Origin of the sequence: Buttiauxella sp. (assembly GCF_049686335.1) — a bacterium.
Classification (GTDB): Bacteria; Pseudomonadota; Gammaproteobacteria; order Enterobacterales; family Enterobacteriaceae; genus Buttiauxella.
Map to the genome: position 1 here is coordinate 272,239 of NZ_JBAVHX010000010.1, position 12,446 is coordinate 284,684.

11 protein-coding genes are annotated in these 12,446 nt (G+C 50.4%); 8 read left to right on the plus strand and 3 right to left on the minus strand.

Annotation, left to right across the window (positions count from 1 at the left end):
• Nucleotides 1–114 precede the first annotated feature (114 nt).
• The 5 genes from WBL83_RS10060 (at nt 115) to WBL83_RS10080 (ending at nt 5,631) form a co-directional block, all read left to right on the plus strand.
• A complete protein-coding gene (locus WBL83_RS10060) occupies nt 115–1,542 on the plus strand; it encodes a gamma-aminobutyraldehyde dehydrogenase (protein ID WP_424589004.1) in 1,428 nt (475 codons plus the stop codon).
• Between the two features lie 9 nt (nt 1,543–1,551).
• Nucleotides 1,552–2,028 (plus strand): ester cyclase, encoded by a 477-nt coding sequence (locus WBL83_RS10065; protein ID WP_424589005.1) that lies wholly within the window; start codon nt 1,552–1,554, stop codon nt 2,026–2,028.
• A gap of 109 nt (nt 2,029–2,137) precedes the next feature.
• Nucleotides 2,138–4,030, plus strand: a complete 1,893-nt coding sequence (locus tag WBL83_RS10070; protein WP_424589006.1) for an NAD(P)-binding protein — start codon at nt 2,138–2,140, stop codon at nt 4,028–4,030.
• A 5-nt stretch (nt 4,031–4,035) separates the two neighbouring features.
• The gene (locus WBL83_RS10075) at nt 4,036–5,235 is read left to right on the plus strand and encodes a c-type cytochrome (protein WP_424589007.1); all 1,200 of its coding nucleotides are present in this window, start codon (nt 4,036–4,038) and stop codon (nt 5,233–5,235) included.
• Nucleotides 5,236–5,391: 156 nt separating this feature from the next.
• Nucleotides 5,392–5,631, plus strand: coding sequence for a DUF2164 domain-containing protein (locus WBL83_RS10080; protein WP_424589008.1), 240 nt, complete (start codon nt 5,392–5,394; stop codon nt 5,629–5,631).
• A 77-nt stretch (nt 5,632–5,708) separates the two neighbouring features.
• Here WBL83_RS10080 and WBL83_RS10085 read toward each other — a convergent pair whose 3' ends face one another.
• Both WBL83_RS10085 and WBL83_RS10090 read right to left on the minus strand, forming a co-directional pair.
• On the minus strand, nt 5,709–7,328 hold the full coding sequence (locus WBL83_RS10085) for a phosphoethanolamine transferase (RefSeq protein WP_424589009.1): 1,620 nt from the start codon (nt 7,326–7,328) through the stop codon (nt 5,709–5,711).
• Nucleotides 7,329–7,822: 494 nt separating this feature from the next.
• Nucleotides 7,823–8,071: a CsbD family protein gene (locus WBL83_RS10090; RefSeq protein ID WP_424589010.1), complete on the minus strand. Its 249-nt coding sequence runs from the start codon at nt 8,069–8,071 to the stop codon at nt 7,823–7,825.
• A gap of 130 nt (nt 8,072–8,201) precedes the next feature.
• On the opposite strand from WBL83_RS10090, the gene WBL83_RS10095 reads away from it, so the two are divergent.
• Nucleotides 8,202–8,363 carry a hypothetical protein gene (locus WBL83_RS10095; protein ID WP_424589011.1) on the plus strand — a complete coding sequence of 54 codons (162 nt, stop codon included), beginning with the start codon at nt 8,202–8,204 and terminating at the stop codon, nt 8,361–8,363.
• Here WBL83_RS10095 and melR read toward each other — a convergent pair.
• Nucleotides 8,358–9,287, minus strand: coding sequence for a transcriptional regulator MelR (gene melR, locus WBL83_RS10100; RefSeq protein WP_424589012.1), 930 nt, complete (start codon nt 9,285–9,287; stop codon nt 8,358–8,360). The two genes, WBL83_RS10095 and melR, sit on opposite strands and share 6 nt — an antisense overlap.
• 271 nt (nt 9,288–9,558) lie before the next feature.
• Between melR and WBL83_RS10105 the strand changes: the two genes are divergently transcribed.
• Together WBL83_RS10105 and melB are read left to right on the plus strand one after the other, a co-directional pair.
• A complete protein-coding gene (locus WBL83_RS10105; RefSeq protein ID WP_424589013.1) occupies nt 9,559–10,914 on the plus strand; it encodes an alpha-glucosidase/alpha-galactosidase in 1,356 nt (451 codons plus the stop codon).
• A gap of 84 nt (nt 10,915–10,998) precedes the next feature.
• Nucleotides 10,999–12,426 (plus strand): melibiose:sodium transporter MelB, encoded by a 1,428-nt coding sequence (gene melB, locus WBL83_RS10110; RefSeq protein ID WP_424589014.1) that lies wholly within the window; start codon nt 10,999–11,001, stop codon nt 12,424–12,426.
• The last annotated feature ends 20 nt before the right edge of the window (nt 12,427–12,446 follow it).

Sequence of the window (12,446 nt, forward strand, 5' to 3'; positions counted from 1 at the left end):
AAAAATCACTTCGAAATGGGATGCATATCATGTTGTTAGTAAAATGTTATTGAATTTAACCTCCATCAAACATATTACATAATATAATTTATGTTTAAATGGTCGGAGAGCACGATGAAAATTCTTAAGCACTTTATCAACGGGCAATATGTGTCGGGATCGGAAGAGAACCTTTTTGAGTTGGTCAGCCCGGTAAATGGAGAAACTTACGCCTTGTCGCCAAGTGCGGGTCGTGCTGAGGTCGAACAAGCCTATGACGCGGCGAAAAGTGCCTTTGCGGTGTGGAAAAATTCTACTCCGTCGCAAAGGCAGCGCGCGCTGTTAAAACTGGCTGACGAAATTGAACGCAATGTTGAGCGGCTGACGCAGGCGCAGAGCGAAGAAACCGGTCAATTGCGCCATTTCATTGAAAAAGAAGAGATTGCGGCATCCTGTGATGCACTACGATTTTTTGCCGGTGCGGCACGTTGCCTGGAAGGGAAAGCCTCGTACGAATATACCGAGGGCTTAACTTCCACCATTCGCCGCGAACCGTTGGGCATTGTCGGGCAGGTGACGCCGTGGAACTATCCTTTCATGATGGCGGTGTGGAAAATCGCTCCGGCACTGGCGGCAGGTAACACTGTGGTGTTAAAGCCCAGCGATACCACCCCGATCAGCACCTTGATTCTGGCAGAACTGGCGGCGCCGATTTTCCCGCAGGGCGCATTTAACGTGGTGCTCGGTAAAGCGGAGACCGGCTCGCTGGTGGTTTCCAGCACCGAAGCCTCGCTGGTCTCCATTACCGGTTCAGTGCGTGCAGGATTGCAAGTCGCAGCCTCGGCGGCGGCGAACCTCACCAAAGCACACCTCGAACTGGGCGGCAAAGCACCGGTTATCGTGTTTGCGGATGCCGACATTGGAAAAGCGGTGGATGTCATCACCACGGCGGGTTTCTTTAATGCCGGACAAGACTGCACCTCGGCGACGCGCATTTTGATTGAAGCCTCCATCTATGACGCATTCCTCGAAAAACTGGTCAACAAAACCCGCCAAATCAAGTTTGGTGTTCCTGAAGATAAAGATGCGCTGTACGGCGCGTTAAACAGCCGCAATCAACTTGAACAGGTTAAAGGCTTTATCAGCCGTCTTCCGCCACATGCGGTGATTGAAACGGGGGGGATTGCAGGTGAGGGTCCTGGCTTCTATTTTGCGCCGACGATCATTTCCGGACTGGAACAGCGTGACGAGGCCATCCAGCACGAAGTATTTGGCCCGGTGATGACCGTGCAGTCGTTTACCTCTGAGGAGGAAGCGCTGGATAAAGCCAACGACGTGGAATATGGCCTGGCGGCGAGTATCTGGACCAGTAATCATGGCCGCGCTCAGCGTTTCAGTATTCGCCTGGACTTCGGCACCGTGTGGATTAACAACCACATCCCACTTTGTGCGGAGATGCCCCACGGTGGCTTTAAGAAATCAGGCTACGGCAAGGATTTGTCTTCCTACTCCCTGGACGAATATACCCGTGTGAAGCACATCATGTGCGATATCTCTGAATAAGGTGCTGCAATGAAATCCATGAAACTTGCTGTTATATCCCTTGCGCTATTTTCACATTTTGCTCTGGCGGACGTGTCGCCATTATCGGTCGTCAAAGATTATATGTCGGCCTGGAATGCGCATGACCCGGCGAAAGCCGCGCAATATTTGTCCAGTGATGTGGTTTATTACGATGCGGCCAGCGGCGCGCCGGTGAAAGGTAAGAATAATGCCGAGAAAGAGGTGATTGGTGCGTTTATTAAAGCCGTTCCGGACTTGACGTGGAAAATGACCAGCAAGCCGGTCTACGACCACGACACTATCGCTTTTCGCTGGGAATTTAGCGGGAAAAATAGCGGTGAATGGGCGGGAAGCCCGGCAACCCATAACCAGATAAAATTTGAAGGCGTCAGTTATATCACCGTCAATAATGGGAAAATTACCTGGCAGGGCGATTATTACGACTCTAAAAAACTGGATGAAGAGTTAAAGCCCCAGGCGAAATAAGATTTTCCAGGTCGGATAAGCGCAGCGCCATCCGACAATATGGGCATGACTGGTGGATGGCGCTGTCGCTTATCCACCCTACGAAAGAGTTTTGACATTAAGGTTTTTTATGTCGATTACCAGACGTGATTTTCTCAATGGAGTTGCCATTACTATTGCCGCAGGGGTGACTCCACTCGACCTTGCAAAAGCGGCCGGTAAAGCCAGCGCAATTATTGGCGAGGACTATTATCCTCCGCAGCTTACCGGGCTGCGTGGGAATCATCCCGGTTCGTTTGAAATGGCGCATGCGATTGGACGCGATCATGAAAAATTCAGTACTGACCATCTGCCCATCGAAGAAGAATATGACCTGGTGATTGTCGGTGGTGGGCTAAGTGGATTATCTGCCGCCAGCTTCTGGCACGATTTGGCGGGTAAGAATAGCAAAGTTCTGGTGCTTGATAATCACGATGACTTTGGCGGCCACGCGAAACGCAATGAATTTAAAGCGGGCGGTAAAAAGGTCATCGGCTACGGTGGCAGTGAAGCGTTTCAATCGCCGGGTCGTAATTTTAGCCCGGTGGTAAATAAGCTGATGTCTACTGTCGGTGTCAGTGTCGTCAGAATGAAGCAGGATTTTCAGGTTAATTTCTACCCCGATTTGAAACTGAGCCGCGGCGTTTTCTTTGATAAAAAGAACTTTGGTGAAACCAAAATTGTGAGTGGTGACCCAGGCCACGCTGTCGCCGATGATATCCCGCGCGATAAAATTAATGGCCGCAGCCTTGAGGCGTTTATTAATGATTTCCCACTCAGTGAAAGCGACCGAAAAGCGATTCTGGATTTGCATGTGAATCCGGTGGATTACCTGAAAGGCATGTCAGTCGACGAAAAAACAGCGTGGATGGACACCCACAGTTACCGGGATTTCCTGGTGGAAAAAGTCGGCCTGAGCAACACGGCGGTGATGTATTTCCAGCAACGGACCAACGACTTTTTTGCCATCGGTATCGAAGGCGTGAGTTGTAGCGATGCCAGAACCTGTGCACTTCCGGGGATGGATGCCATGGCGTTACCGCCGCTCGATGAAGAGGCGCAGGCCGATCTCGACGAACCCTATGTTTATCATTTCCCTGATGGTAATGCCGGGCTTGCGCGTTTGATTGTCCGCCACCTGATCCCTGATGCGCTACCTGGCAACACCATGGAAGATTCCGTTACCGCCAGGCTTCAGTATGACAAGCTGGATCTGCCGCAAAACACCACGCGCCTGCGCCTTAACAGCATCGTGATTAATGCTGCAAACACCGAAGACGGAGTGGTGCTGACCTACGTGAACGACGGCAAAGCCCATCGGGTGAAAGGGCGAAAAGCCATCATGGCGGGATACAATATGATGATCCCGTATCTGGTGCCTGAAACGCCGGAAGACCAAAAAGCCGACCTGCGGCTGAACGTCAAAGCGCCACTGGTGTACACCAATGTGGTGGTAAAAAACTGGCAGGCCTTCACGAAATTAGGCATCCACGAATTCTATTCTCCCGCCGCACCTTATAGCCGTGTGAAGCTCGATTATCCGGTGAGCATGGGAAATTATCAGCATCCGCAAAACGCCGATGAACCGATGTGCCTGCATATGGTTTACGTGCCGACCTATCCCGGTAGCAAACTGAGCGCACGCGAGCAGTTCCGTCAGGGGCGAGCGTATTTACTCGGCACGCCGTTCGACACGCATGAAAAAATGATCCGTTCGCAATTGCAGGAAATGCTCGGCCAGACCGGCTTTGACCATGAACGAGATATCACCGCCATTACCGTTAACCGCTGGGCGCACGGGTATGCCTATTACGCCAGTGCGTTGTTTGATGATATGGACAAAATCCCCGCGATCGTCGAGCGGGCGCGTAAGCCGATTGGACGCATCGCAATAGCCAACTCTGACTCAGACTGGGACGCCTACGCGCATACCGCGATTGACCAGGCGTGGCGTGCGGTCAACGAACTGAAGGCGATGGGATGAGCGACATGAAACAGACTTTACTGGCCATCGGCTGCTTATTAGTGACAGGCAATGCTGCGGCGACGTCAGCGGGCGAATATATGGCGCGCGCATCAGACTGTGTGGCGTGTCATACCGCAGAGGGCGGCCAACCGATGGCGGGTGGGAAAAAGTTCTCCACGCCGGTCGGCGATATTTACGCCACCAATATTACCCCCGATAAAAGCTCCGGTATTGGTAATTACCGCTACGAAGATTTTGAAAAAGCCGTCCGGCACGGCGTTGCAAAAGATGGCCATGCGCTTTATCCCGCGATGCCGTATCCGTCGTATGCCAGAATGAGCGATAAAGACATCCACGCGCTTTACGATTATTTCATGCATGAAGTGCCGGCCTCGCCGGAAAAAAACAAAGAGAATGACATTCCTTTGCTGCTGTCTGCCAGATGGCCTCTGCATGTGTGGAACTGGTTATTTGTCGACGAGGTGAAGCCGGAGACGCCGGTTATAAAAGACGATAACCATAAAGAATTACTCAGCCGTGGCGCATATCTGGTTGAAGGACCGGGCCATTGCGGTGCGTGTCATACTCCGAGAGGGGTGACGATGCAGGAAAAAGGGTATGACGCCTCCAGCGATGTTTATCTTAGCGGCGCGACAATTGATGGCTGGTATGCGCCTTCGTTAAGAAACATCTCGATGTCCCAGGATGAATTAAAAGATTTATTACGTATGGGGCGGAGCCAGCATAACGCGATATCCGGGCCAATGAGCGAAGTCGTCACACAGAGCACGCAATATCTGACCGAAAGCGATTTGAATGCTATCTCATTTTATTTGCTGAGTTTTAATCGCAAAGCCACCGCACCGGTTTCACCTGACGGTTCTATTGTCTATAAACCGACGGATGGTAAAACGCTTTATTCCATGTATTGCTCGACCTGCCACGGTGATGATGGAAAGGGCAAAGATTTCACCGTTCCCTCTCTGGCGAATAATTCCTTAATTACCGCCAAAGATCCGTCGTCATTAATCTCGGTTATTTACCATGGCGCTGAAACACCGCAAACCCAGGGCAATATCTCTTTTAAAATGCCAGCCTATAAAGAAGTGATGTCTGACGATGAACTGACCAACGTAGTTAATTATGTCAGAGGCAACTGGGGCAATGGCGCGCCACAGGCGACAAAGGGTGATATTAAAAAAGTCAGTGGTGCGGAAAAATAAAAAAACCTGATTAACGCAACTTGCCGGGTAGGCACACACTTATCCGGCTGCAAGCATTAAGCACGGCACAAAGGCGAACGGTTGTGAGCGCAGCGGTTGATGCAGGTGCGCGAGGGAGTTAAATTACGCCAACCCCTTTAGCTATCTGGAAACGTGATGAGTGAAATTAAACTGAGCCTCAATGAAAAGGAAGATATTCGCCAGAAGCTGGTGGATTACTGTGAGGCGAATTTCGATTTAACGCTTGAACAGTTCGATGCCGATTTTTTCACCGATTTCGTCATCAAAGAGTTGGGAACTGCTCTGTTTAACGCCGGTGTCGATGAGGCCATCAAAACCCATGTTGCTTATTGCGACCGTATCCAGGAAGAGATGGATTTGAAGAAAATCCTCTAGTGTCTGTACAGGATGCAAATACATTGCGGCAGCCATAACAGGCTGCCGCAAAGGTTTACACCGCTAACAAGCGTGGATTAACTCCGACATTCGCGGAACAGATCAAGGTCAGGGTTATAGACGCTCGAGGTGATATCCCACAGCCCCAACACCGATGAGAACAGGTTGTCGTGAGAGTAGCTGTTTTTACCCGCATTGTTTTTCAGACAGGTCATATTAAGATGTTTGTCGGCGATAAAGCCCGGTGACATCCACACCTGCATCGGAATATGTGTTTGCTGGTCTGGTGCCAGTTTGTACGGTGTGCCATGCAGATACAGGCCACTTTCTCCTAACGACTCACCATGATCGGAAACATACAGCAGCACCGTGTTGTACTGGTCGCTGTAAGTTTTGAGTTTATCGATCATTTGCGCCAGCACATGGTCGGTATGGCGAAGGGTATTGTCATAGGTGTTGACCAGTTGTTGCTGGCTACAGTTTTCAATATCGCTTCGCGCGCACTCTGGCATAAAGTGGCGGTCTTCAGCCGGATAACGCTGATAATAAGTCGGCCCATGACTGCCAATCATATGGAAGGCGATAAGTTTATCACCGCCCATTTTGGCCACTTCCTCATCGAGATTATCCAGCATCACCTCGTCGTAACAGGTGTCGCCATTACACAGCTTCGCGTTATCGGTCGGTTTGATTTCGATAGTCGGAATGCGGTTACACACGCCTTTACAGCCGCCATCGTTATCTTTCCACAACAGAGAAACACCGGTTTTTTGCACCACATCGAGGAAGTTTTCACTGTTGGAAGCTTTGTGGGCATCGTACTCGGTGCGGTTCATATCTGAGAACATGCACGGCACGGAAATAGCGGTGGCGGTGCCACACGAATGGACATCCTTAAACGAGATAACATTCCCCGCCTGACTGGTGAAAGCATTGGTGTCGCGTGAATAGCCGTTCATGGCGAAGTTCTGGCTACGGGCGGTTTCACCAATGACGAGGAACATCAAGGTCGGTTTATCTTTACCGGCAGCGCGTCTGGCGTCATTACCTAATGTCTGGAAAGGCTCTTTGGTGGTGAAGTACGTCGCTTGCAGGTCACGAACGGTGCTGTAGACGTAGTTTGCCGGGATAATCTCTTTATTTAGCGTCGAGTTATTGCGCCCGACAGAGGCGTAATCCTGATAGTAAAGTGCGGCAACGCCTGCGACCAACAGCAACGATGCCGCCATCGACAACAAGCGGTAAGCAACCCCTTTGTACCACTTCGCTGGATATTCAATCTTCAATAAGAACAGCAAGATAGCGGGTAAAACACCCGTTAGCAGGATCCATAAAATGATAGAACCATTGAGATACGAATGGGCTTCTTGCGGATTGGTTTCGAGGATGTTTTCGATCATCGATTGATCAAACATCACTTTATATTTCAGTGTCGAGTAGCTGACCATCGACCCGGTGATTAACATCAGCGCGAAGAACGGCTTCATCAGGTAGCGAATAGAAAAGGGCAGGAAGACGAAATTGAGTGCCGCTACCAGAACAAAGGGTATGGAGATAACAAAGCCCATTTTGACGTGTTCGAGGTGGGTCAAAATATCGTAAAAATGCAGTAATACTGGCCAGTTAAGCAAGAAGGCAAAAACCACCGCCAACAGTAAAACCAGTGGGATAAGCTTAATCCTGAAAAGTACGGGCATTAACATCTCCGTGAGGTCATTGATTCCAATAGTTACAGCTGGCCGAATGATCCCGTTTGCAAACGAGACGGCACATGTCACACATGTCTGTGTGAACTATTTAATCAGTAGTGAGAGAGGTTATTTTGCGCCTGCAAACCTTAATTTAACCTTAATCGAATGCGTACAGTCGAAATGAACGGTATTTCTCAGGGGGGATGTAATAGAAACAGCTGTTTATTCAGAAGGTTATCTGATGGTTTTGGCAGGGTGGATATCAATGGGGGAGTTATTCAAATAATGAGGTTTTTTAACACCGTCGGACTCAGTCTTAATATTGAGCTAAGAATTCTCTGTTAAGTTGTTTGAATTTAATATCGGTTTAACTTGCAGGGTTTTTATTCGGAGTTGTTTTGCTGAAATTTAATTAAACTGCTTTTGATCAACTGCCATCGATAAAATGATAGTTTGTGGACGACTGGCGGGTAAGCAATGCGTCACCCGCCAGACTGCTGTTATTTACGGCCCAGCAAGAAACCAAACACCACACCTACTGCTGCGGCAATCGCGATACCCGCAACCGGGTTGGTCGATACCTGATCCCGCACATTATCTGCTGCGTCTCGTACGGCATAACTGGCTTGAGATGCATACTTGCGTGCTGCTCCCTTTAATTCTTCATCAGGGCGCTGGGTATGCTTGCCATAAAATTCACGTGCTGTACCTGCTGCTTCGTTAACTTTGTCTGCTGTTTTATCAAACATTCTGAACTCCTGATAAGTAAATACAGAACTAAGTATAGTTGAGTGACAGCGGGCAAAAGTTTTTGCCGGATAATTCGGACAATGTGAAGAAATTGGTTACTTTTGATACACAAAGAGAGAGGGGGATGATGTGTTGAATCCTGGAGAATTAGCGCCGCCGTGGCGCAATTCCTGGCGTGCGTTTCAGACACTTTCCGAGCAGCAACAAACCCACCATTACGGCGATGTCTCAGCGGAAGTGAAATTAGCTTTCACCAATTACAACTGGACGGAAGTCTTTAGCTGTTCATAACGATGCACTGCGTAAATGGCTGAGCTTGCGATAGTTCTGGGGTGACATGCCAACATACTTATTAAACGTACTGTAGAAACTGCTGCTGGAATGGAACCCGGCGGTGAGGGCAATATCGAGAATCGACTTGTCCGTATCGCTTAGTAGCGCACGCACATGGTTCACGCGCATCGCGGTAATGTATTGTTTCATCGTCAACTGCATCACCCGCTGAAAAATGCCCATCGCATAATTCGGGTTGAGTTTGGCATGCCCGGCGACCCGTTCAATGGTCAGCGCCTGATCGTAATTCGCCCCGATAAACTCCAGCATCTGGCTGACATAAAACTGCGCGTGGCGTGAGACGTTATTGCCGCTGCTCTGGGTGCGCGGCGTCTTATTCACCAGAATCGGCTGCCAGCCTGACAGACTAAAACGCTTTAGCATCAGGCCAATTTCGTCGATCGCCAGTTGCCGAATTTGCTCGTTAGGGCTGTTTATCTCCTGCTGCCAACGCGCGACCTCAAAAGCACTAATCTGTTGAGCGTTTAGTGATTTGATCACCATTCCGTGGGTGACATGGTTAATGAGCTGCCTGTCCAGCGGCCACGAGAGAAACAGATGCATCGGCAGATTAAAAATCGCCATATTTGAACAGTCACCGGGGCGGGTCAGTTGATGTGGCGTACAGGCCCAGAACAGCGTGATATGCCCCTGTTTAATCTGCACCGCTTCGTTGTTGAACAGATATTCCACATCCCCGTCGAACGGGACATTCACCTCGACCTGGCCGTGCCAGTGGCAGGAGCCCATGGAGTGCGGTTTGCGAAGCTCGATGTCCAGGCGCTGGTATTCTGAATAGAGCGACAGCGGGCTGAGGGTCTTTTTATCGGTACTGCTGCACATATGCGGGTCGGGTGGCAGGCTTGCCTGGCTAGAATGCATGTCTTACTCCGGTTCCTGATTTATCAGAAATTGTGGCACAAACCTGGAAAAGCGAATGTGAAGCCCCGCGAATTTGTCATGCTCAGGCACAAAATCAGTAGTGACTTCCCCGAAATCTCTGCTTTCCTGGCTAAAAACTCCTGAAAACTCAGTTTTAACGCCAGGGGGAAATAAATCTGAGTTTTCCGGAATGCTCCGCCGGGAAGAGGGAGGAGAAGCGGTAATCTGCGTGCCACTCTGAAAGGGTTCAATTACGCCACGGAGAAGCACAATGTCAGCACCTAAAATTACCTTTATCGGCGCGGGCTCGACGATTTTTGTCAAAAATATCCTCGGTGATGTTTTCCATCGCCAGGCTCTGAAGTCCGCCCATATCGCCCTGATGGATATTGATGAAACCCGCCTTGAAGAGTCGCATATTGTGGTGCGTAAGCTGATGGATTCAGCGGGTGCCTGCGGCAAAATCACCTGCCATCTCAGTCAGAAAGCTGCGCTTCAGGATGCAGATTTCGTGGTCGTCGCGTTCCAGATTGGCGGTTATGAGCCTTGTACGGTTACCGACTTTGAAGTCTGTAAACGCCACGGCCTTGAGCAAACCATTGCTGATACCTTAGGCCCAGGCGGCATCATGCGTGCGCTGCGTACTATCCCGCATTTATGGCAAATCTGTGAGGATATGACGGAAGTTTGCCCGCAAGCCACGATGCTCAATTACGTTAACCCAATGGCGATGAATACCTGGGCAATGTACGCACGTTATCCGCATATCAAGCAGGTGGGATTGTGCCACTCGGTGCAGGGAACGGCGGAAGAGCTGGCGTGCGATCTCGCCATTGACCCAGCCTCGCTGCGTTATCGCAGTGCCGGGATCAACCATATGGCGTTTTATCTGTCGCTTGAGCGTAAAACCGCCGACGGCGAATACGTCAATATTTACCCTGAATTGCTGCAAGCTTATGAATCCGGGCTGGCGCCGAAACCCAATCACCATGGCAACGCGCGATGTGAAAATATCGTGCGGTATGAGATGTTCAAAAAACTCGGCTATTTCGTGACGGAATCTTCTGAGCACTTTGCGGAATATACGCCGTGGTTTATCAAGCCTGGGCGCGAAGATTTAATTGAGCGTTATAAAGTGCCGCTGGATGAATATCCGAAGCGCTGTGTTGAGCAACTGGCCAACTGGCGCAAAGAGCTTGAGGAGTATAAAACCGCCGACAGAATCGATATAAAACCGTCGCGGGAATACGCGAGCACTATCATGAATGCGTTATGGACCGGTGAGCCGAGCGTGATTTATGGCAACGTGCGCAACGATAATCTTATCGAGAACCTGCCGCAGGGATGTTGTGTAGAGGTGCCGTGTCTGGTGGATGCTAACGGCATTCAACCTACGCATATCGGTATGCTGCCGTCCCATCTCGCGGCGTTGATGCAAACTAATGTCAATGTCCAGACACTGCTGACCGAAGCGATGTTGACCGAGAATCGCGACCGTGTTTATCACGCCGCGATGCTTGATCCCCACACCGCAGCGGTATTGGGTATCGAGGAGATTTATGCGCTGGTGGACGATTTGATTGCCTCCCATGGTGACTGGTTACCGGCGTGGCTGCATCGCGCATAACAGCGAATGCCGGGAGTCATTCCCGGCACCTGACGAGTCTAATAACAGAAGGAGGGCGCTGGAAACAGCGACCCTGTACCCTATATGAGCATATCGATTAAAACAAAACTCAGTTATGGATTTGGGGCATTTGGTAAAGATTTCGCTATCGGTATCGTTTACATGTACCTGATGTATTACTACACCGACGTCGTAGGTTTGTCGGTGGGGCTGGTGGGTACGCTGTTTTTGGTGGCAAGGATCTGGGATGCCATCAACGACCCGATCATGGGCTGGATAGTCAACAGTACCCGCTCGCGATGGGGGAAATTTAAACCGTGGATTTTGGTGGGCACCCTTGCCAACTCCGCGATCCTGTTTTTGCTGTTCAGCGCGCATCTGTTTGAGGGAACGACACAGATAGTGTTCGTCTGGGTGACCTATATCTTGTGGGGCATGACCTACACCATCATGGATATTCCCTTCTGGTCGATGGTGCCGACCATTACGCTGGATAAACGCGAACGTGAAGAACTGGTGCCTTTCCCGCGCTTTTTTGCCAGTCTGTCCGGGTTTATCACCGCCGGGATCACCCTGCCGTTCGTGAATTATGTCGGTGGCGGGGACCGCGGATTCGGCTTCCAGATGTTCACCCTGATCCTGATTGCCTTCTTCATCGCCTCTACCATTATCACGCTGCGTAATGTTAAAGAGGTTTATTCGTCGGGCAGTGACGCGACAGCCGACAGCAGCCGCCTGACATTAAAAGCTATTGTTGCGTTGATCTATAAAAACGATCAGCTCTCCTGCGTGTTGGGAATGGCGCTGGCCTACAACATTGCCTCCAATATCATCGCGGGCTTTGCCATCTATTACTTCACCTATGTGATCGGCGACGCCAGTCTCTTCCCGTACTACATGTCTTATGCAGGCGCGGCAAACTTGTTAACGCTGATCCTGTTCCCACGGTTGGTAAAAGCGCTGTCACGGCGATTGCTGTGGGCGGGTGCCTCGATATTACCGATTCTGGGGGGCGGGGTGCTGCTATGGATAGCGTTGGCGGGATATCACAATGTCTGGCTGATTTCGCTGGCCGGGATTTTGCTTAATGTCGGGACAGCACTTTTCTGGGTCTTGCAGGTGATAATGGTGGCGGACACGGTGGATTACGGGGAGTACAAACTCAACGTGCGCTGCGAAAGCATTGCCTATTCGGTGCAAACCATGGTGGTGAAAGGCGGTTCGGCCTTTGCAGCCTTTTTCATTGCTCTGGTGCTGGGGATTATCGGTTACGTACCGAATGTGCCACAAACCCAAAGCACCGTGGTGGGCATGCAATTCATCATGATTGCGTTGCCTGCGGTGTTCTTCCTGATAACGCTGGTGTTCTACTTCCGCCTCTACAAGCTGAACGGCGATCTGTTGCGCAGGATCCAGATACATTTGTTGGATAAATACCGCAAGCCGGTGGAGCCTGAGAGGCACAAACATGCCAGCATCGTTCTCACAAAAACATCCGACGTGAAGGCGTAATAAAACAGGGCACGGAGGCC